Genomic DNA, 21,247 nt, shown 5'->3' on the forward strand with positions numbered 1-21,247 from the left:
AAATCGTTGTCTTCCCAGATCTCATGCTGGAGTTAGCCCCGTGCCGGCACATGGATGGGTTCCCTGCCTGCGCGGGAATGACAGGATTCGGGGTGTGTGCAGAGGCCAAAATCTCCCCCACACTGTCTTCCCCGCGCAGGCGGGGACCCATTCGGGGTGTGGCTCGGAGCCAACGCATGGAACGATTCAGCCTGGTCACGGTACAAAAATACACGTGAATCCACCGGCGCGGAAAAAATGTCCCGTACACAGGGCTGCATTATCAAAAGACTGCTGCTCCAGCGGCCTCGCCAGTCCGTGTTCGAACTCCTCTTGTTCTCTCGTTTTGTGCATAACCTGACTCATTAGCGTCAGAATGCGAGGCACTGGAAAACATACCGGCTTGTGACAGAGCTGAAGAAGTCGCTGGCTCTGAGCGTGAGACTTGATGCATCACTAACGTATTCAGCTGGCCACTTAAAGCATGAAACGTCTCATTCATTGATGTTTGATGTGATTCGGTTACGTCTTGCTGCTCGGCTACATCCTGTTGTAAGGTGCTGACTTTTGCCTCGAGCGCCGTAAGGCGTGCCTCATGAGCCAGCATTCTTTCTATCAACGTGGCCGAATCAATTGCTTTACTTAATGTTTCTGCGGATTTAATTTCACATGCTTCGAGTTCTACACTTCTTCTATCCGCTTCAGAAGCGAGACTTCCCTCGGTGGCTCCAATGGCATAGGCAAGCGCAACAACGGCTGCCCCCCCGGCAGCACATGAGGCAGCAAAAGCCAGAGAAACGGAGAATGTAAAGAAGACACCGACGCCGACTAAAACGCCCGCGGCCAGGGAGAGAGCACCACCCGTTGCAACTTTTCGCTCTTTATTCATAACTACACCTTATTTCATTCAGTCAAGAGATACCTGAGCCTTAGCCAACAGCCTAAAACATCTGTGTATGGGACAAAAAATCGTTGTCTTCCCAGAGCTCATGCTGGAGTTAGCCCCGTGCCGGCACATGGATGGGTTCCCTGATTTCACAAACGAAGTGCAACATCGTTTATACTCGGTGTTGCTATGGGAAAAAAATACAATCACCTCTCTACGGAGGAGAGATGCCGAATATCCATTTTACAAAGAGAAGGATATTCACTCCGCAAAATCGCGTCAGTTATGGGTCGCTCGACATCTACCCTATCTCGTGAAATAAGACGTAATACGACGAAGAGCAAAGGCTATGACGTAAGTTATGCGGATGTTCAGGCACGTGCACGCAGGTGGCGTGGAAGCAGGTTGGAGCGCCAGCCTGCATTGTGCCAATCTGTGTTAGACCTTCTTGCTATGGGATGGTCTCCACAGGCAGTCGCAAAGAGGCTGGCGCAGGAGCGAGGTTGCCCTATTATTTCGTATGAGTCAATTTATCGTTTTATTTATGGCCAGATAAAACGCACTAAAGAGTATGGCTGGCGCCATTTCCTGCCTACCAAACGCTATACCCGGCGACACAAGGCAAAGAGAAAACACTCATCCACCTCGTTTATCAAGGACAGAGTCTCCATACACAAACGTCCCAAAAGGGTACTGAAACGGAACCAGATTGGGCATTGGGAAGTTGATTTGATGCAGTTTTCCAAACAGGGTGGCGCGATTCTCGTTGCCCACGAACGCTACTCACGCGCTCTGCTTTTATCCAAAATCCAAACGAAGGAAGCGCTTCCCATTGCAAAACAGCTTGGCAGGCTCTTCTCCAGCCTGCCTGAGGGCGCGGTTAAAACCGTGACCTTCGATAATGGAACCGAATTTGCCGAGCACCACCAGCTGGCTGCATACGGTATTCAGACCTATTTCTGTGATGCGTATTCACCGTGGCAAAAGGGCGGAGTTGAAAATGCCATCGGAAGGCTCAGAAGATTCCTGCCCCGAAAAACGGACTTCCAATCCTTAAGTGAAGAAGAACTCATGCAACATGAAGCACGTTTCAATTTGACACCAAGAAAGTGTCTGGGATATAAAACTCCCGCTGAAGTCTTTTCTAACAAAGTGTTGCACTTCAAATGTGAACGCAGCTCCCCACCTGCGCGGGAATGACAGGATTCGGGGTGTGTGCGGAGGCCAAAATCTCTCCCACACTGTCTTCCCCGCGCAGGCGGGGACCCATTCGGGGTGTGGCACGGAGCCAACGCATGGAACGATTCAGCCTGGTCACGGTACAAAAATACACGTGAATCCCCCATGTCCCGTACAGAGCTAAAACATAATGACAGGATTCGGGTTGTATGCGGAGGCCAAAACCTCTCCCACACTGTCTTCCCCGCGCAGGCGGGGATCCATTCGGGGTGTGGCACGGAGCCAACGCATGGAACGATTCAGCCTGGTCACGGTACAAAAATACATGTGAATCCCCCGGCGCGGAAAAAATGTCCCGTACACAGCTAAAATATACTGAGTGCGGATTGACATGAAGCATGACTTTCATTATCAATTTCGCGTAAAAGTACTTCATATTCCTTTGTAACGTCCTCATGGTACTTCAGAAAATATTCGGTAAATGTCTTCACATAATTGGGGTCCATTCGTGCTTCTTCTGCTGAAAATTGGGGGTATGTGTTAAAACGTTCTGAAAAAGCTTTTAATAATTCTATTTTTCGAGTGGTTTTATTCTCTGATTTAGCTGAAAAGAATGCAGGGGACACGGCTGAACGGTGCTCGGAACAATTGCGCTCTACTGCCTGATTAAGCCTTGAGATAATCGTATTTCTTTCCTCTTCAATTCGGCTGTGCACCTCATGAAAGGCATCGATACTTGCAGTAAAATCATCCTTCTCTTTAACGACTGGTGGTTGAGAAGCATAACTTGTAGTTACAAGATGGTATAAAAAACCCAAACACACCCTGCCAAGGGCTGATACACTGGCCTCAATGAAAGCATTATTTCCCATAAGATATCCCCTTAAAACAGTGACACCGCCAACATTTCTGTTTTATTACGTGTCCGATTTTCATGATGCAACATCATTTTGGTTAATTTTATTACAATCTCTCGATTGGCACTACCGTAGAAAATACGGGGAAGGCCCAAAGACTCCTTCGCGAGAAAAATGAAACCCATGGAATTGCCGTCACATCATGAAAGAGGATGCACCATAGAGCCGGCTGAAAATACGACCCTCCTCTTGATAAAACGGGATATTTTATCTATTGTTGTCCATTGGGCAGCATGTGCTTTGGCCCGGCTTTGAACGTAAGGACACCATGAGCGGCAAAACGAATGCCTTAAGTACGCTTCGGCGGGCAAGCCCTGGCTCGGCGCTGTTAATTATCTCCATGCTCGCCATGGTGATTATCCCCCTGCCCCCCTTTTTGCTGGATATCCTTTTTACCTTTAACATTACGTTGTCACTCATTATTCTGATGGTCGCCATTTACGTGGTGCGCCCTCTGGAGTTCAGTCTTTTTCCGACCATTCTCCTCATTACCACCCTGTTGCGCCTGACATTGAACATAGCTTCCACGCGCGTGGTACTGATTCACGGGCACGAGGGCGCCGGGGCGGCGGGTGAAGTCATCCGGGCGTTTGGGGAAGTGGTCATTGGCGGGAATTTTGTGGTGGGGATGATTGTGTTCAGCATCCTCATGATTATCAATTTTATCGTTGTGACCAAAGGAGCCGGGCGCATTTCCGAGGTGAGCGCACGCTTTACCCTTGACGCCATGCCCGGAAAACAGATGGCGGTCGATGCCGACCTTAACACCGGCGCCATCAATCAGGATGAGGCGCGCGTTCGGCGAGAGGAAATTATTCAGGAGTCCGATTTTTACGGCTCGATGGACGGTGCGAGCAAGTTTGTGCGCGGCGACGCCATCGCCGGGCTCTTGATTCTTTTTATCAACCTCGTTGGCGGCATTATCATCGGTGTGTTTCAAGACGGCATGACGCTGCAAAACGCGATGACGACCTTTTCCATCCTCACCATCGGTGACGGGCTCGCGGCACAGCTTCCCTCGCTGCTGCTTTCCATCTCCGCCGCCATTATCGTCACACGGGTGTCCAACGAACAGGACATCAACCAGCAGACGATGACACAGCTTTTTGGCAACCCAAGACCACTGCTGGTCACCGGCGCCATCCTCGTCTGTGTAGCGATTGTTCCTGGCATGCCGCATCTGCCGCTTTTAAGCTTTGCGGTGATTGCGCTCATAACCGGCGCACGCATGCGCCCTAAAGCCGCTGTCCCCGGTGCACTTAAAAACAGCACCAGTGATACAGCTACACCTGCAGATAATCGTACGCTTGATGCGGATATCGACTGGAATGACGTGGCATCGGTGGATAAAATCACGCTTGAGCTGGGTTATGGCCTCGTTGGGCTTGCCGGCGCACGCAAGGATGGACCGCTTATCGCGCGTGTTCGTGGCATTCGTAAAAAACTCTCCCAGGAGCTTGGTTTTCTCATACCCCCGGTTCATGTTAAGGACAACCTGAGCCTTGCCGCCAACACCTGCAGGGTTTTTCTTAAAGGCGTATTGCTCACGGAAGCGACCATTCATCCAGACAGGCTGCTGGCGATAAGCCCAGGACACACTCAATCCCCGCTGCCCGGCATTCCCTGCAAGGACCCGACCTTTGGCCTCGATGGCTACTGGATAACCGAAGACAACAAAGCGCATGCCCAGGGGCTTGGCTATACCATCGTGGATGCCAGCACGGTGATTGCGACTAACCTCAACCAGATTATCCGCACCCAGGCAGGCCTTCTGCTCGGCTATGAGGATGTTCAGCAGCTTATCACGCGCCTTGGCGCCACCGACCCTAAACTGACCGAGGCGCTGACCTCCGCCGCCACCGGCATTCCGCTTAATATCATTTTCTCCACCCTGCAAAAGCTGCTGCACTCCGGGATTTTTATCACCGATTTTCGCACGATTGCGGAAAAAATGGTCGATTCGTGGTCAAAGTCGAAAGATCAAGACACGCTGCTTGAAGCCGTGCGCATTGCCTTGAAACACCTGATTGTCTATAACATCAGCGGTGGCGGGAAGGAGCTGCCGGTCGCCGTTCTTGACACAGAGCTCACAAGTCTTTTGCAAAAATCCATTCAGGTCAGCCAGCAGCTTAATGAAAAAATTGTGGTGCTGGAGCCTTCTCTCACGGAAAAAATCTACAATTGCTTTCTCGAATATGTGCGCCATTGCGAGAGCAGTGCCTTACCCGTTATCCTGTTACTGACAAGCGAGTTGCGTGGTGTTCTTGAAAAATTGTTCAAGCCGGGAATTCCCACCATGCATTTTTTATCGTTTAATGAAGTTCCTGAGGATAAGCAGATTCGTATCATGGAACGTATCGGGCAGAGTGCCTGACGCACGCGCGGCATCAAGGAAACGAACGTTATGAAACTGGAAAAATTTTACGCTGAGTCGATGCCACAGGCCATCAGCATTATCCAAAAGAAGCTTGGCGCGGAAGCGATTATTTATTCCCAGGTGCAAAAAGACAATTTTGTAGAGGTCGTTGCCGGAACTCCGCACAAGGATGTACTGCCGGAAAAGCCTGCCTCCAAAGAGGCTCCTGCCCTTAATAACCTCGAGAGCAGTCGGCGTGTGCGCATCCAGAAACTTGACAGTGAAGCGCTGAATGAAGAACTGGCGCTTATGGAAAAGCGCCACCTCTTTCAGTACAAGATGCGAAAGCTTAAATTTGACCATGCGTTTATCGAAAAATGCTTCAAGGCCTGGTCGCAGCATTGCGCGCTGGCCGATATCGACAGCGACGACCAAATCATCAAAATGCTGCTCTCAGAAGTGCGGGTGTCGCCTGAAGAATTCATCGAAGGTAAAAACATCTGCGCACTGATTGGACCGACGGGTGTAGGAAAGTCCACCACCCTTGCCAAGCTTGCCAAACGCTATATCAGCCGCCATGGCAGCGATTCACTTGGCATCATCAGTACCGATTTTCAGCGCATTATCAAGAAAAACCAGTTCTACTACCTTGGCAAGCTGTTGAATATCGACATCGAGTATGCCCGCGACATGCACGAATTGCGACAGGCCATTGAACTCTTTCATGAAAAAGACCTTATTCTGATTGATACGGCCGGCATCAACCAGAATGACAATGAAAAAGTCGCTGAAATGCTTGAAACCATCACTGTCGATGGCATTCGCATTTCGCTCTACCTCGTGCTGCCGTGTAACCTGCAGCCTGACATTTTGAATGACGTGGTGGAGCACTTTAAACTGCCGAATACCGATGGATGCATCATCACCAAAAAGGACGAGAGCAAGTCCATTGCCCCCTGTCTCAGTGTGATTCTGAACCACAATCTGCGCATTGCCTATGTGTGTGACGGGCAGAATATTGCTAAAGATATTCATGTCGCCAATAAGATTGAACTGATAAACGATGTGTTTGAAATGGCCTGAGGGGTAGAGCGTGCTGGGAGTGGAGTGTTACAAAGCCATTGACGGGCAGGAAGCGCTGACTGATTTTGTTAAGGAACACGCGCCGCTTGTGAAAAAAATCGCGCTGCAAATCAAGAGCCGGGTGCCGCAGCAGATAGAGCTTGATGATTTGCTCCAGTCCGGGTTGACCGGCCTGCTGGAGGCGCGCAATACCTATTCAGCAGCTGAAAATGCCTCGTTTTCCACCTGGGCCTATCTCAAAATTCAATGTGCAATGTTTGATTTTTTGCGTAAAAGCACCGGCATGACGCGCGAACTGAGCCAGCATATCAAAAAAGTGGATGAGGCACGCAAGGCGCTCGAAAACAGCCGCGACACCCCGGTAGCAGCAAAGGATGTCGCCGAAGTAATGGGTGTCTCATTGACGCAGTTTGCAAAAATATCAGGGGAAATCAGTACCTATAAAGCACTTAGCGTTCAGGAGCCCGAAACCACCGATGACATCGCGTGCGAAAAAATTCCGACCCCGCATGATTCGCATGAGCACGAACACACGCGCCGCACGCTGAAAAGCATGCTGGAAACGCTGCCAAAACGCGAGCAGATTCTACTCTCACTGTATTACAACGAGGATATCAGTTTTCGCGAAATTGGTGATATCCTTGGATTGACTGAAGCACGGATTTCACAGCTTCACTCTGCATGCCTTGAAAAAATGCGCCGCAAATTTCTTTCACACTCGCAAGGGAATGTTCATGATTGAATTTATCGTTCTGTTAAGTGTCAGCGTGCTGAGCCTCGCTGTTCTGACGTTTCAGCTGCTGCATCTGCAGCGTGCCATCGCGCGCCTTAAGTTTAAAATCATGCAAAACGGCATAGGCACCAAAATGCTGTATAAAAAGCTTGAAACCCTTGAGATGCGGCTTGAAACGCAGGGGAACGCGCAGCAGGCTGCGGCAGCTGCTGCTGCCATCACACCACCCCCTTCTGTGTCAGTCTCAGGCATGCCGGACTTTCTTGGGGATGAAATCGAGCAGCAGTACCTGCGGGCACGAAAGCTTGCTAAAAGTGGGCGCATTCCTGCAGAAAGCCTGCAAAAATCCTGCAAACTCACGGAAGAGGAATATGAGCTTCTGATGGAAACACTGCACGCAGAATGACGCCGGCAAAACAGCCGCATGTCAGTGTGAGAATCAAAAAAGTCGTTTGTCATCCCGGATTCTGTGAGGGCGATGAAGGCGAGGAGGGCGCGACACGCGTTTCTATAACAATCTATCGGTAACGCAAACGGGCAGGGTAGATGCACCTTTCCAAGTGTCTTAATGCATTAAAAATTATCCGATACACAGGGTGGCACGAATCTTGCGTTCGACGCGCAACACTCGGTTTTTTGGATACGCCATGCAGGTTTTACCCTTCCCGGTTTTACCGACCTCCCCACAGTCGCCGGCAGCAACCGATCTGCCTGTACCGCTGCCGTTTGAGGACATGCTGTTTCAGGTTGCGGATAAAACGCTGCCGCGAGAACAGCCCGCCATTCAAGACATGGCTGTACCTCTCGAGGAGCCGGCGACTGATGAGGACACTGATGTGCTTGAAGAGGTGATGGAATTTTGTCACGTCATGGAACCGTCACGCATTCCTGACGCGCCACTGCCCGTACCGACACTGCAACCCGTAAATATTCAATTAGCGGGCACGGGCATTGAGGCAGCGGCTGAAAGCCATGAATCCCCAGAGCCAAACGGCACCGAAGTGCTCACGTACCTCAGTGACCGCGTTGATTCAGCAGCTGGCCAAATAAGAGCCCCCGTGCCTCTGGATACAAAAACCACCCCCGCGCCTGTGAATACAGAAACCACCCCCGCGCCTCTGGCCTTCTCACCGCCACCACAATCTCTTAACGCGCAGGAAACTGAGCCACCTGCTGCACCTGTGTCCCGTGTCCTCGCTGAAACCCTTTCTCCATTACCTGTTACAGATGTTCAAGCGCCGGAAGCGCCCCTGCCTGCTGCTCGAGCTAACACTAAGGCCGCAGCTACAGAGACTCCTGCCGCGCCACTCACCACCACGCCGCCCCTTACGGCACCAGTGCCTCGGGAGGCGCCGGGTGAACTGCGTCCGGCATTTCAGAAACCCGCGCCTGAAGCGGCTGTTTCCCGCATTTTAGAAGGTATTTCCCGACCGGCGGCGCTTAAAAATACACCTGAAACACAGGCATTGCGAGACTTCGAGCTTGCAGAATCCATCGAATCTTCCAGTGCCAGCGCCATAATGCCTCGGGACATCGCGCCTGAAACCACGGAGGTGCGTGAAGCGCTCTTTGGCGCACTGACGCAGTTTTTTAACACCCGCGAAAATACGCAACCCGTATCTGTGGGCACTAAGGACACACTGCCAGGGATGCCTCGTGAATTTTCTCCGATGCTGCAGACCCGTTTGTCATCACTGCGCTGGCAACCGCAGGCCGCCGATATGCGGGCGAGTGCAAAGATTGATGCTTTTAGCGCGCGTATCCGCGTTTACCCGGCAAATCTTGGGGAAGTTCTCGCTAATATTGAGGTGCGAGACGGTGTTGCAAGTGTGCGTTTTGGCACCGACAACACCGAGGTACGCCATTTTCTGGAGAGCACTACACCAGAACTTCGTGAAGCCTTTAACGCATCCCGGCTGGTGCTTGATGAAGTCTTTGTGCAAAGCGGCCTGTCTCAGCAACAAGAGCAGCAGGATGCCCGTAAATCCCCCTTTGAAACACCTCGATTTCTGACGGAAGACACGCCCGAAGCGCCTGGCGCACCTTCGCGCGAACCCGCGTTAAACTCTGACTCTCTGGTGGATGCATGGGCATGATTCATACAAGCATCAGAAAGTTGGCATGCAAATTGCTTCAGCGGACGTGCGTTCATTCCTCGAGGTTGGAGAAACCATGATTGGAGCAAGCTTTTTAGGACTTGAAGAAAAAGCCCTGAAACTCTGTGAAACCCGTGCGAGTCTTATTGCCCAAAATATTGCCAATGGTGCCACGCCAAATTACAAGGCGCGCGACATTGACTTCCAGAAAGCCCTGCGTGAAGCTCAGGGTCGCCATACCCTCGACACATCCAATGCCGGACACATCAGCTCTACCCATCAACAGGATGGCGCTACGCTCCTTTATCGCACACCCATGCAGTCCAGCATGGATAACAACACCGTTGATGACGAAATTGAGCGCAAAAACTTCATGCAAAACGCCCTGCGCTTCCAGGCAAGCCTTGGATTCAGTCACGCTAAAATGAGCCAGCTGCTTAAAGCCATACGTGGAGAATGACATGTCAAACGGACTTGAGGGTGTTTTTCCCAAAATTACCAGTCTGCTGAGTGCCGAAAGTCAGCGCATCAACATTATTGCCAGTAACCTGTCCAACGCCGGCAACATCAGCGGCAGCGAAGCATCCGCCTATCACAGCAAACACCCGGTATTTTCTGAGGTGCAGCAGCAGATTGCGGGGCTTGCCGGTGACGAGCAGCCCATTGGCGGCGTACAGGTTACGGATGTCGTTCAAAGCCAGACACCGCTCGAATGGGATTACCAGCCAGATAATCCCATGGCAGACGCGCAGGGGCGCGTCTACATGACCGATGTCAACCCGATTGAAGACATGGCCGACATGATTGCGTCTGCGCGCCAGTATCAGGCAGGCGTTGAGGTATTGAATACCACACGCAAACTGATGCAGCAGGCGATTCGTACCATCCGTGAATAATCCTGAGAGGAGCTGAACCCATGGGGCTTGTAAGTGAAATTGGAAACATGGGCTCCGGCCTTCAGGCCGGACTCAATAAAACTGCGGAGCTCTCACAGGAAAGCTTCATGAAACTGCTGCTCGCGCAGCTCAAGCTTCAAAGTCCGACCAACCCCTTTGACAGCAACACGATGATGCAGCAGATTTCTCAGCTGACCACCCTTGGCGCCACACAAGATCTGAAAAAAACCGTTGAAGCACTGGGTCAAAGCACCCAGACGACACAGGTACTGGAAGCAGCGCGCCTTGTCGGGCAGAAAGTGCAAATCCCAAGCGGGACGGGCATGCTGGTAGCCAACGAGGGTCTCGATGGTTCCGTCATTCTGCCAAATGACGTAGAAAAAGTGGTAGTTACGATTCGAGATGAAAAAGACCAGGTCGTAAAAACCATTGAACTGGGGGCTTCTCCTGCGGGGGTACTTGATTTTCACTGGGATGGCCTTGATGCGTCTGGCAACGCCCTATCAGCCGGCTCTTACAAGATTTCAGCCTCCGCTGGTGCGCAGGGAGAAAGCAGCGCGGTTCCTACCGCCGCCACCTTTCGCGTCAACAGTGTAGCGCTTGATAGACGCGGTAATGGTGTCATTCTTAACGTTGATGGTCTCGGCGGGGTTTCCATGCAGGAGATTCTCAAGATACTATAGAAAAAGGCAGTTCGTTTCGGCACGACTTAATGTCTGCCAATACACGATAATACCAGGGAGGAAGGATTATGGGCGTTGGAAATATTGCTAACAGCAGCATGCAGGCCGCCATGCGCAACATGGAAGTCATCAGTAACAACATTGCCAACGTAAATACGCCGGGCTTCAAGCGCTCCAGTCTAAACTTTTCTGAACTTTACGCAGGAAATGTCAGTGACAGCCGCCAGCCAGGCCTTGGCGTTCGCATCGACAGCCTGCGCCAGAATTTTTCCACAGGCCGCCTTGACTCGACTAACAGCCAGCTGGACATGAGCCTTAATAACGATGCTTTTTTCATTCAGCGCGACCCTTTCAGCGGCACGACACACTACACCCGCGCCGGCCACTTTAACATGGACAATGACGGGTACATTTACGGATTCAGCGGCCGCGTGCAGGGGTTTCCTGCCAAAGACGGCGTCATTCTGAACTCTGCAAACCTTGTGGACTTGCAAATCCCAAACTCCCCGCTTCCTGCAAAGGCCACGGAAAAAACTCAAATTAAGCTCAATCTCAATGCGGGAGACGAAGCTAAAACCGTACCATTCGATGTCTCAGAGCCGAATTCTTACAATTATCGCTCAGACCTGACTGTCTTTGACAGCCTCGGGAACGAAGGCAAGCTTTCAGTCTATTACATAAAACAGGCAGACAATTCCTGGACTGCGCAAATGTTAATGAATGGCCAGAATATTGGCACCGGCAGCCTGACCTTTGATGGCAGCAATGGCGCTCTGGCAGCAGCTACTGGCTTTGACGCGCTGAGCTGGAACCCTACCGGAGGTGCTACGTCTCCGCAGGCGTTTTCAATGGATTTGACCGGCTCTACGCAATCGGTCATGGACAGCCGTGAATATTCCAAAGACCAGAACGGGTATCCTGCAGGTATTCCCAGAGAATACAATATTGATGATTCCGGTAAGCTTAATATCTATTACAGCAATGGCGAATCCCGATATGCGGGCCAGATAGCGCTCGCACGCTTCACGGCTCCTCAGGGGCTTGCAAAAGCAGATAACATGTCATGGCTTGCTACACCGGATGCGGGCGACCCCATCATTAATTCCGATAACTCCGAGGGAAACTTCAGTATTGGCACGCTTGAGCTTTCAAATGTCGATATTACCGAGGAGCTCGTCAAACTGATGGGCGCACAGCACGATTTCCAGGCAAGTGCCCAAATTCAGCAAACCTATAACCAGGTTTTGCAAACCATTGAGAAACTCTGAGACGGGGAAATAAATGGTCGATAAGGCCCTTTTCGTTGACATGGGGGGTGCAAAAAGTGCAATGCGCTCCCTGCGTGTGATAGCGAACAATCTTGCAAACACCAATACGGTTGGTTTTCGTGCTGACTTTGAAACGGCCAAGCCGCATAAATCGCACGCAAACGATAAATTGCAGACGCGTGTTTATGCAGCTTCCATGGATGGCTGGTCGGATATGCGTCAGGGACCAATTACCGATACCGGGCGTGATTTGGATGTTGCCATTCGCGGCAAGGGGTTTATTGCCGTTCAAACCAAAGAAGGTCAGGAAGCCTATACCCGCGCAGGAAACCTCGAAATCGGTGCAAACGGTGTTCTAATGACCGCTCGTGGGGACATTGTCAGAGGCGTTCAGGGGCTCATTAATATCCCCCCCTCAAGTAGAATCACCATCAGCGAGTCTGGCGTTGTGACCGTACAGCCCATGGGGCAGGGTTCGCTTGATTTAGCGAACGTCGGACAAATTAAAATCGTTGATATTCCAGCGGCCAATCTAAAAAAAGGCGTTGACGGCCTTTATTATCCTAAAGATGGAATAAATCCCGCCCCATCCTCCGATGTAACACTCGTTTCAGGAGCACTTGAGGGCAGTAATGTTGACCCTGTGCAGGCGCTGACAAGCCTTATCGACATGTCGCGCCAGTTTGAAATTCATACGCGCCTGATGAAGTCTGTGGAGGACAATTCAGGTAAAGTGAATCAACTGCTCGCAGACAGTGAAGCGTAATCAACGGAGAGCATGATGGATGCAGCAATGCGCGTTGCCGAATCAGGACTTAAGGCACACCACCGTAACATTGAAGTCATCAGTAACAACCTCGCCAACGCGAATACCACCTCTTTTAAGAAAAACCGCGCGGGCTTTGAGGATTTGGCCTATCAGGTTCTGCGACAACCCGGTAGTCCTACTTCTGATGTCACAAACTCGCCTACCGGTATGCTCGTCGGTACAGGGGTGCGTGTTGCGGATAATAAGAAGCTTTTTACAGATGGCCCTATCATCCAGACAGGAAACGCATGGGATGTCGCCATCGCCGGACGCGGCTTTTTGCGCATTCAAATTCCCAATCAGCCAAACCCGGCCTTTACCCGTGCAGGAAACCTTCAGGTCAATGAGCTTGGGCAGTTTGTGCTGCCAAACGGCTATCTGCTTGACCCGCCTCTGATAATTCCCGAAGGCACCCTTTCGGTTCAAATCAGTCGCGATGGCGTTGTGAATGTAAAAACAAACGCGGGTCTTCAGGAAATCGGTCGTCTGGAATTAACGGATTTCATGAATCCCGCGGGACTTGAAGCCATCGGTGAAAACCTTTACCGGGAAACCATCGCGAGCGGGCAGCCCATCACCGGTATTCCAGGGAATGATGGTCTTGGAACCATCGAGCAGTTTTCCCTCGAAAGTTCAAACGTTAACGTCGTCGAAGAAATGGTAAACCTTATTGAGGCGCAACGCTCTTTTGAAGTCACCTCAAAAGCCATTTCTGCCATCGACAGTATGCTGCAAAATCTGAGTCGGGAAATATAAACGAATATGCGCACGTTTTGCAGGGTAACCGTGATGGCCACTCTAGTCCTGATTTCAGGCTGTAATGTGCTGTATCCACCCATGATGTACCCGCCGGCGGCTCCCATTGACCGCCCGCCGCCGCCGAAAAAAAACGGTACCGTCTACCAGGCAGGCTATGATGTACACCTGTATGAAGACCCCATCGCTTCACGCGTTGGCGATATATTAACGGTGCGACTGGAGGAAGGCACAAAAGGTGAATACCGTGCTCAGACACGAACCAATAAACTTGCCTCGCTTGATTATCCCGTGCCCATAGTTTTTGGCCAGTCCATTCCCGCAATGGAAGTACAGACCGATACCGAACAGGTGTTTGACAGTCGCGGAGACAGCAATCAAAGCGGCAAGCTTTTTGGCACCATGTCGGTGACCGTTGTGAGAGTACTTGCCAACCATAATCTCATGGTTCAGGGTGAAACCTGGGTCACCATTAACCAGGGGCAGGATTACCTGCAGCTTACCGGTATTGTAAGACCTCAGGACATTGGGCCCAACAACGTGGTGTCCTCGCAACGCATTGCCGGTGCGCAAATCAAGTTTGGGGCAAGAGGTCAGGCGGGATATGCGACCCAGGGTGGTCTGTTCACGCGAATTTTCAACCGCTTCTACCCCTATTGATGATAAGGAGAGCAGAATATGACGTCATTGTTTACCATTGGGCTGAACAGTCTTTTTGCCTCCCAGTATGCCATTTCTGTGGCAAGCCAGAACCTCGCCAACAAGGATAACGCGTCCTACAGCCGCCGCGTGGTTGACCTGCGCGAATCCTGGAGCCGCTGGCAGATGAGCGGTGTCAATGTCGCTGACGTTCGCAGGATTGTTGATGATGTCACCAACCGCAGACTTTTGCAGCGCACCTCCGAGTTTGGAAGCGCCGGCATGACGCTGCAAAACCTTCAAGGACTTGAAAAAGTTCTTGAAAACAGCGGAAACAATACCGGCACCCAGATTAACGAAACCCTGAACGCACTTAAAGCGCTGAACGCCTCACCCGCCTCCGCACAATCGCGCCAGCTCTATATTCTTCAGCTGCAAAACCTTGCCTCCCGTTTCAACGGCCTTGACAAGGAAATCCGGGATCAAAGTCAAAATACAGTGCAGTCCCTGCAAAACCAGGTCAGTTTTGTCAACGAAACTACGCAAAAGATTGCGACACTGAACGATGAAATCAGCACCGCAGGACGCGCCGATAATATCGCTCCGCTGCTTGATGAGCGCGACCGGCTGCTGTCAGAGCTTTCAAAACGGATTGGCTTTACCATGCAGGAAGACGACCGCCACCGCGTCTCCCTCACGCTTACAAACGGCCTGCCTCTCATACAGGATATCCGTGCCAACGCGCTCTATGCCTACCCCTCCCCCACTGGCGAGCCCGTCACTGAAATTGGTATTGAGGTGGGAGGCGTACGCCAGGCTATCACCTCTGGAATCAGCGAGGGAGAAATTGGCAGCCTGCTCACCTGGCAGCGCACCACTCTGACTCAGAGCCGAAATACACTTGACCGTCTTGCACTGCTCATTGCCGACAAAATCAACACACAGAATCACCTTGGTGTTGATTTACAGGGCAATCTTGGCGGGGATATTTTTACCGATATCAACAGCGAATCCATGAAAGCCGGTCGCGCAATTCGCGACAGCAGAAACCAGTCAACCGTGACGCCAACCGTTGAAATTCTCGATTCCGCAAAGCTCGAAGCTACCGAATACAGCCTGTATTTTGACAGCCCCGGCCACTTTCAGCTGGTGAGAAAATCAGACCAGTCAGTGGTGCAGTCCGGTGAGTTAAACGCCTTTCCAGCCACCATCGAAGGACCTGGTTTTCGCATGACGCTGCCGGCAGCTGACTACGCCACAGGCGATCGCTTTACTGTTTCACCAACGCATGGCGGAGCCGGCAATCTTAGAGTGGTTTTGCCGGATGCCAACCGTCTCGCACTCGCCTTCCCGGTTACCGCGAGTACGGGAGCAGGTAATAAGGGAAGTGGAAATATCAGCATCACCGAGATGCTGAGTACTGCTACAGACGCTTTTTCAACACCGAAAAGCCTGAACCCGCCGCTTCGAATTGAATTCATCACGCCAACGAGCTTTCGTTTGTTAAATGCGACTGACAACAGTGTCATTGAGGACAACATTGCCTACAATCCTGCGGAGGGTTTAACGCTCTTCCCAACTGCAGGTGGTTATGACCCGGGCTTTAGAGTAGCGATTTCGGGCGAACTTGAGGCCGGAGACACCTTTTCCATAGCCTATAACCTGAACGATACCGCCAACAACCGAAATGGACAGGCGATGGAAGCGCTTTTTGACCTGAACCTGCTCGACAACGGCAGCCTGAATTTTGTAGGGGCCTGGAACGCACTCAAAAGTGATGTATCGACACAGGCCTGGTCGGCAGACATCGTCTTCAAGACGCAGGAAGGACTCTTCGACCAGGCGGAAGCCGCCCGTCACCAGGTTTCGGGGGTAAGCATGGAAGAAGAATTGATGCACATTGACGAGATTGAAAAAACCTTCAGAGCCAGCGCGCAGATTCTAACCGCCGCCAGCGAAATGTTTGATGTGATTATTGGTATTGCAAGGAGAACCTGATGCGACTTCCTTCTCTCAGCCAGTTTAAAAGCCAGATTCAATCGTTAACCCGTCAACAGCAAAACATTGACGCGCTGCAGAAGCAGGCATCAAGCTGGCAAAAGATTCAACATGCCTCTGAAGACCCGCTGCTTGCGAACCGTATTCAATCCATGGAAGATTATCTCACGGGCCTTGATGGCTACACGGCAAACGGCAAGCTCGCTCAAAGCCGAGCCACCCTCATTGACAGCACCATTCAGTCATCCATTGGTAAAATTAACCGCGCCCAGGAACTGCTGCAGCAGGCGCAAAGCGGCAGCATGGCTCCTGCTGACAGGCGAGTGGTCGCTGAGGAATTAAAAGGACTTGTTGATCAGCTCTACATTCTCACCAACACCCGCGACAGCAATGGCGATTACATTTTCTCAGGCACCGCGGCAAAAAGCCCCTCATTTGTTAAAGGAGACAATGGCTATGAATACCGTGGCAGCCAGGAACGCCTGACGCTCACGATTTCACGGGGAAACACGGTGGTGTATGGCGAGTCTGGAATGCACCTTTTTGGTAACATGAAAGTTGGGAATGGCAGTTTTGAAGTACTGGCGCATCCTGAAACCAATACCGGCAGCGGGGTCGCGAGTCCTGGAAAAGTGCTGAACCACGCAGAATATGTCGCGGATGTTTATGAAATACGCATGGTGACCAATTCCGAAGGCAAGCTGGCCTATGAGGTCATCGGCCAAAACAGCGGTCAGGTCATCCCGCCTCCGCCAAAAACATCGCCCGATGATGCGCCGGCCTATGTGGAACGAGGGGATATCGTTTTTAATGGACTGTCTTTGCAGATAGAAGGCCTGCCAGCAGTCGGCGACACCTTTACTCTGCGCCCCGCGGGTACACAAAACATGCTCAATACCCTCATGCAGCTGGCAGAGTCTCTGGATACAGAAACCGACACGCCGAAACAAAAAGCAGATTTACTGCAGGAACTCTCAGGATTTGCAGCTTCACTGACTGAAGTGAATGAATACCTGCGTACCCGCCTCAGTGAACACGGGGCGCGGGCAAAAAATATTGATGAGCAGGTCCTCACCAACGACACACTGCTGAAAGACGGTCGCATCGACCAGAAAGTTTTGCGGGAAATCGACCCGATGGAGGTCATTTCACAGATGAAACAAAGCATGGTAACGCTTGAAATTACCCAGCAGAGCTATATGAAAATGCAGGAAGTGTTTTACGCTATCCTGAATCAGCGACAGCGATAACCGACTTTCAGGTGCTTGAATTGATGAAATGTGATGTACGACTCCAAAAAATTCTGATGCTGGTAATACTGCTGGTGGCGGCAGTCTCTGTCCATGCTGCACGGATAAAAGACATTACTACCATCGCCGGCATCCGCGAAAACCAGTTGATTGGTTATGGTCTCGTGGTGGGGCTTGATGGTACGGGAGACCGCGCCAACCAGGCGCCCTTTACCGATCAAACCTTCCGTAACATGCTGCTCCAGTTTGGCATCCGTCTGCCGGAAGGACGAAGCGGCCAGCTTAAAAATATCGCAGCCGTTGCCGTGAGTGCAAACCTTCCGCCTTTTGCGCGTATTGGCCAGCGCATTGACGTGACCATTTCCTCGCTTGGCAATGCCACCAGCCTTCGCGGCGGCACACTTTTGCTCGTACCGCTTCGAGGGGCTGACAACCAGATTTACGCCATGGCGCAGGGCAATGTAGTGATTCCAGGCTTTGGCGCACAAGGCAGCAATGGCACGAAAGTGTCGGTTAACTCCACCGGTACAGGGCGCATTCCCAATGGTGCCACAGTGGAAAAACTCGTGGAAATGCCCTACATCCAAAACGGGTATATTACCTTTGAACTGAACCAGCCTGATTTCACCACGGCTCAGCGAATCACAGATACCATCAACAAGGAACTGGGCTACAAGGCCGCACAACCCGTGGACGCTGGGGCCGTGGCGGTTCGTACCGGCAACCTTGGAGTGCAGAAGGACAATTTCCTGCATCGCAACAGCTTTGTGAGCTTCATTTCTGACCTTGAGAACCTGAACGTGCAGCCAGGCGAAGTCGCGGCGAAAGTCATCTTCAATTCCCGTACCGGTACGCTGGTTGTCGGTCAGGATGTCACGGTATCGCCGGTTGCAGTTGCGCACGGTAATCTTTCAGTGTCTATTTCCGAAACTCCGGTGGTCAGTCAGCCCCAGCCTTTTGCACGCGGCCGGACCGTTGTTACCAGCGACTCAGACGTCCAGATAAATCAGCAAAAAAGCCAGGCATTCCTGTTCCAGCCAGGTGCCTCTCTCAAAGAAATTGTCGATGCTATAAACCGTGTGGGTGCCGCTCCCGACGATTTGATAGCCATACTTGAGGCCATCAAGAGTTCAGGCGCGCTACATGCCGAGTTGGAGATAATCTAATGTTTAACATGGGAAAAGATGCCATAAAGGCAGCAGGTGCCAACTGGACTGACATTCAGGGACTTAAAGCCTTGAACCAGCAGTCCAAAACCCAGAAAGAAGCGGTTAAAAAGGAAGTCGCCCGCCAGTTTGAAGCCATGCTCGTGCAAACCATGCTGAAAAGCATGCGAGAAGCCAACACCGCGTTTGAGGGAGGACTTTTTGGCAGCGAGCAGCAGGAGATGTATACCGACCTCTATGACAAGCAGCTCTCACTTGTATTGTCGCAATCAGGCTTTGGACTTGCAAAAACCATTGAAACCTGGCTTGACCGACAAAACCCTGAAGCAGCGGCTGAAAAGCCCGCAACCATCACTGAGGCACGCCGCGCACCCCTGCTGGCAAACCGGCCGATTGAGGCACCAGCCACTGAAAAAACTGAAGAGAAATCGGCAAAATCAAGCACTTTTGACAGTGCCGTTGATTTTGTCAAAACCCTTTGGGAGCCGGCCAAAAAAGCCGCAACACTGCTCGGTACCGATCCGCGTCTACTGCTCGCCCAGGCTGCCCTTGAAACAAACTGGGGCAAAAGCATTATTCCGCATGCAGAAGGAAAGTCATCGTTTAATCTCTTTAACATTAAGGCCGGAAGTCAGTGGAAAAAAGAAACTGCAGCGGTTAACACGCTTGAACAGCACGGCGACACGCTGGTGCGTGAGAAGGCGCATTTTCGTGCCTATGATTCCTGGGAGGCGAGCTTTAACGACTTTGTTCATCTTTTACAAAATAATCCGCGTTACCAGACTGCGCTGAATGCAGCACCCTCACCGGAAAAGTTCACCAAAGCACTGCAGGATGCCCGCTACGCCACTGATTCGCAGTATGCTGATAAAATCATGGGCATTTATTCCAGTAAAACGTTTAATAATTTATTCGAAATGGCAAATCTTGCTTAAGTTATTGGTAGAATCTGCAATAATAGAAGGGACGCGATTTGGAGCAAGGTTATGAGCAGCATTCAGTTTGAAAATGTCGTTTCCCCACCGGCCCCGAGACAGCCGAGTATCACGCCGCCACAAAACGGCGACAGCTACCAGCGCACGGTGGTTATTCGTCGTGAGGACAGCGGCCAGCTTGCCTATCTGATTCAGATAGTGCAGGAAGCCAGTCCCGCCGGGCACGACCCCAAAACGCTTGAGATGTTGAAAGCTTCAGTGCAATCCGGTACTTACGTGCCTGATACTGAACGGCTTGCCAATAATCTCATGAATCACCTTGTTCTGGGTGGGGAATAAACGCGCATGGGACAGACGCTTAGTGCCAAAATAACGCGCCTGAATCTGGCCGCGGCCACGCTTGGCACGCTGCTCGAAGGCGATAAAGCACATTTTTCTCAAAATACCCTTGATGCATTGCTTGAGAGCATTCCCGCAAAAGAAGCCGCCAATCTTGCGCTTTCTGAAGCCCTGCAGGCATTGATAATGAGTCCTGAGCTACAATTGCTTGAAGGCTCGCTGATTGAGCGGCTCGAAACCTTTTTACGTTCCGAAAATAATACCCTTCTTAAAGAGAATGTCCGTCAGCTCAAAAACACCCTTGAGCGCGTTTATCCTGAATTACTGGCACTCTCAGCAATTGTCCAGAACAGTGCGAATCATTACGCTGAACTCCTTTTTGCCGCCATCAAAGGGCCGGATGCCGAGAATCTGGCGACTTATAACAGTTCGGGTCTGCTCCAGGAGGGGTGAAAAACCACATCCCCATGAACACACAGAAACGAAATCAAGCGTTTCTGACGCGAGGTCTACTCTTCCTCACGCTGTATACACTTATGCATCCAACATTCTCCGCCTCTACCCCTTATGGCGAAATACTCTGCAAACAGCCTGAGTATCTCTGTCACGATGTCGAACGACGCGAGCACTGGAGTACGCTATTTCCAGATCCTGAAAAACGCGAGCTGGTGCGGCGCATTAACCGCATGAATGGCTTTCTGCGCGCCGGAATGCGCATCGCCATCCCCAAAGACCTTGATTCCCTGACACTTGAAAATGCCTCCCCCCTGCCGCAGCGTATTCCAGAAATTCGGGAAAAAACCGTCGTGGTTCATCTCGGCCTCAGCGCTTTTGGCGCCTATGACGCCAATGGCAGACTGGTGCGCTGGGGGCCACTCTCCGCGGGTACCGTATTGTGTCCCGAAACAGGACACGGCTGCAGCACGCCTACGGGCAGTTATCGCGTACTGCGTAAAGGAGGGGCTGACTGCATTTCCCACACCTATCCCGCTTCAGTTGATGGCCGTAATGGTGGCGGAGAAATGCCATGGTGCATTTTTTTTCACAAGGGATATGCGCTGCATGGCAGTGCAGAAATCCCAGGCTACCCCTCAAGCCACGGATGCGTTCGGCTCTTTATTGAAGACGCCGAATGGCTAAACCGCTATTTTGTGGAAACCCAAAGCCGTGGACGCCGCGCTACCCGTATCCTTATCGGCGAACGACTTTCAGGCAACGGGCTCAGAGCTGAAAGAATGCGGTAACGCAAACAGGCAGGATAGATGCACCTGTGTATATGT

Annotated in this window: 22 protein-coding genes; 20 read left to right on the plus strand and 2 right to left on the minus strand. The window is 51.6% G+C overall.

Going from position 1 to position 21,247, the window contains the following annotated elements:
* Positions 1-262: 262 nt before the first annotated feature.
* Positions 263-868, minus strand: coding sequence for a hypothetical protein (locus E4T54_RS03310; RefSeq protein WP_028386443.1), 606 nt, complete (start codon positions 866-868; stop codon positions 263-265).
* Positions 869-1,054: 186 nt separating this feature from the next.
* On the opposite strand from E4T54_RS03310, the gene E4T54_RS03315 reads away from it, so the two are divergent.
* A complete protein-coding gene (locus E4T54_RS03315; RefSeq protein WP_028386444.1) occupies positions 1,055-2,065 on the plus strand; it encodes an IS30 family transposase in 1,011 nt (336 codons plus the stop codon).
* A gap of 344 nt (positions 2,066-2,409) precedes the next feature.
* On the opposite strand, the gene E4T54_RS03320 is transcribed toward E4T54_RS03315, so the two are convergent.
* Complete coding sequence (locus E4T54_RS03320) at positions 2,410-2,916, minus strand: hypothetical protein (RefSeq protein ID WP_028386601.1); 507 nt, start codon at positions 2,914-2,916, stop codon at positions 2,410-2,412.
* Between the two features lie 313 nt (positions 2,917-3,229).
* On the opposite strand from E4T54_RS03320, the gene flhA reads away from it, so the two are divergent.
* The 19 genes from flhA (at position 3,230) to E4T54_RS03415 (ending at position 21,211) form a co-directional block, all read left to right on the plus strand.
* Entirely contained in the window at positions 3,230-5,335 is a 2,106-nt protein-coding gene (gene flhA, locus E4T54_RS03325) for a flagellar biosynthesis protein FlhA (protein WP_028386602.1), read from the plus strand.
* Between the two features lie 30 nt (positions 5,336-5,365).
* Complete coding sequence (locus E4T54_RS03330; RefSeq protein WP_028386603.1) at positions 5,366-6,400, plus strand: flagellar biosynthesis protein FlhF; 1,035 nt, start codon at positions 5,366-5,368, stop codon at positions 6,398-6,400.
* Positions 6,401-6,410: 10 nt separating this feature from the next.
* Positions 6,411-7,142, plus strand: coding sequence for a sigma-70 family RNA polymerase sigma factor (locus E4T54_RS03335; protein ID WP_028386604.1), 732 nt, complete (start codon positions 6,411-6,413; stop codon positions 7,140-7,142).
* Positions 7,135-7,539 (plus strand): hypothetical protein, encoded by a 405-nt coding sequence (locus E4T54_RS03340; RefSeq protein ID WP_028386605.1) that lies wholly within the window; start codon positions 7,135-7,137, stop codon positions 7,537-7,539. The genes E4T54_RS03335 and E4T54_RS03340 overlap by 8 nt, the downstream gene beginning before the upstream one ends.
* Positions 7,540-7,780: 241 nt before the next feature.
* Entirely contained in the window at positions 7,781-9,229 is a 1,449-nt protein-coding gene (locus E4T54_RS03345; protein WP_028386606.1) for a flagellar hook-length control protein FliK, read from the plus strand.
* Positions 9,230-9,254: 25 nt separating this feature from the next.
* On the plus strand, positions 9,255-9,689 hold the full coding sequence (gene flgB / locus E4T54_RS03350; protein ID WP_202971939.1) for a flagellar basal body rod protein FlgB: 435 nt from the start codon (positions 9,255-9,257) through the stop codon (positions 9,687-9,689).
* Position 9,690: 1 nt separating this feature from the next.
* Positions 9,691-10,125, plus strand: coding sequence for a flagellar basal body rod protein FlgC (gene flgC / locus E4T54_RS03355; RefSeq protein WP_051550935.1), 435 nt, complete (start codon positions 9,691-9,693; stop codon positions 10,123-10,125).
* A gap of 20 nt (positions 10,126-10,145) precedes the next feature.
* On the plus strand, positions 10,146-10,808 hold the full coding sequence (locus E4T54_RS03360) for a FlgD immunoglobulin-like domain containing protein (RefSeq protein ID WP_028386609.1): 663 nt from the start codon (positions 10,146-10,148) through the stop codon (positions 10,806-10,808).
* Between the two features lie 68 nt (positions 10,809-10,876).
* Positions 10,877-12,076 carry a flagellar hook protein FlgE gene (locus tag E4T54_RS03365; RefSeq protein WP_028386610.1) on the plus strand — a complete coding sequence of 400 codons (1,200 nt, stop codon included), beginning with the start codon at positions 10,877-10,879 and terminating at the stop codon, positions 12,074-12,076.
* Between the two features lie 13 nt (positions 12,077-12,089).
* Positions 12,090-12,842: a flagellar basal body rod protein FlgF gene (locus E4T54_RS03370; protein ID WP_028386611.1), complete on the plus strand. Its 753-nt coding sequence runs from the start codon at positions 12,090-12,092 to the stop codon at positions 12,840-12,842.
* 12 nt (positions 12,843-12,854) lie between these two features.
* The gene (gene flgG, locus E4T54_RS03375; RefSeq protein ID WP_238582790.1) at positions 12,855-13,640 is read left to right on the plus strand and encodes a flagellar basal-body rod protein FlgG; all 786 of its coding nucleotides are present in this window, start codon (positions 12,855-12,857) and stop codon (positions 13,638-13,640) included.
* Positions 13,641-13,673: 33 nt separating this feature from the next.
* Positions 13,674-14,300 carry a flagellar basal body L-ring protein FlgH gene (locus E4T54_RS03380; protein WP_051550936.1) on the plus strand — a complete coding sequence of 209 codons (627 nt, stop codon included), beginning with the start codon at positions 13,674-13,676 and terminating at the stop codon, positions 14,298-14,300.
* Positions 14,301-14,318: 18 nt separating this feature from the next.
* Positions 14,319-16,277: a flagellar hook-associated protein FlgK gene (gene flgK, locus E4T54_RS03385; protein WP_028386614.1), complete on the plus strand. Its 1,959-nt coding sequence runs from the start codon at positions 14,319-14,321 to the stop codon at positions 16,275-16,277.
* The gene (flgL, locus tag E4T54_RS03390; protein WP_028386615.1) at positions 16,277-17,527 is read left to right on the plus strand and encodes a flagellar hook-associated protein FlgL; all 1,251 of its coding nucleotides are present in this window, start codon (positions 16,277-16,279) and stop codon (positions 17,525-17,527) included. Before flgK ends, flgL begins: the two co-directional genes overlap by 1 nt.
* Positions 17,528-17,550: 23 nt before the next feature.
* Positions 17,551-18,693, plus strand: a complete 1,143-nt coding sequence (locus E4T54_RS03395; RefSeq protein WP_035902485.1) for a flagellar basal body P-ring protein FlgI — start codon at positions 17,551-17,553, stop codon at positions 18,691-18,693.
* 8 nt (positions 18,694-18,701) lie between these two features.
* Positions 18,702-19,628 (plus strand): flagellar assembly peptidoglycan hydrolase FlgJ, encoded by a 927-nt coding sequence (flgJ, locus tag E4T54_RS03400; protein WP_065230354.1) that lies wholly within the window; start codon positions 18,702-18,704, stop codon positions 19,626-19,628.
* A 51-nt stretch (positions 19,629-19,679) separates the two neighbouring features.
* Positions 19,680-19,967 (plus strand): flagellar biosynthesis anti-sigma factor FlgM, encoded by a 288-nt coding sequence (locus tag E4T54_RS03405; RefSeq protein ID WP_028386618.1) that lies wholly within the window; start codon positions 19,680-19,682, stop codon positions 19,965-19,967.
* Positions 19,968-19,973: 6 nt separating this feature from the next.
* A complete protein-coding gene (locus E4T54_RS03410; RefSeq protein WP_028386619.1) occupies positions 19,974-20,420 on the plus strand; it encodes a hypothetical protein in 447 nt (148 codons plus the stop codon).
* Between the two features lie 14 nt (positions 20,421-20,434).
* Complete coding sequence (locus E4T54_RS03415; RefSeq protein ID WP_065230355.1) at positions 20,435-21,211, plus strand: L,D-transpeptidase; 777 nt, start codon at positions 20,435-20,437, stop codon at positions 21,209-21,211.
* The last annotated feature ends 36 nt before the right edge of the window (positions 21,212-21,247 follow it).

It is taken from the genome of Legionella geestiana (assembly GCF_004571195.1).
GTDB lineage: Bacteria > Pseudomonadota > Gammaproteobacteria > Legionellales > Legionellaceae > Legionella_B > Legionella_B geestiana.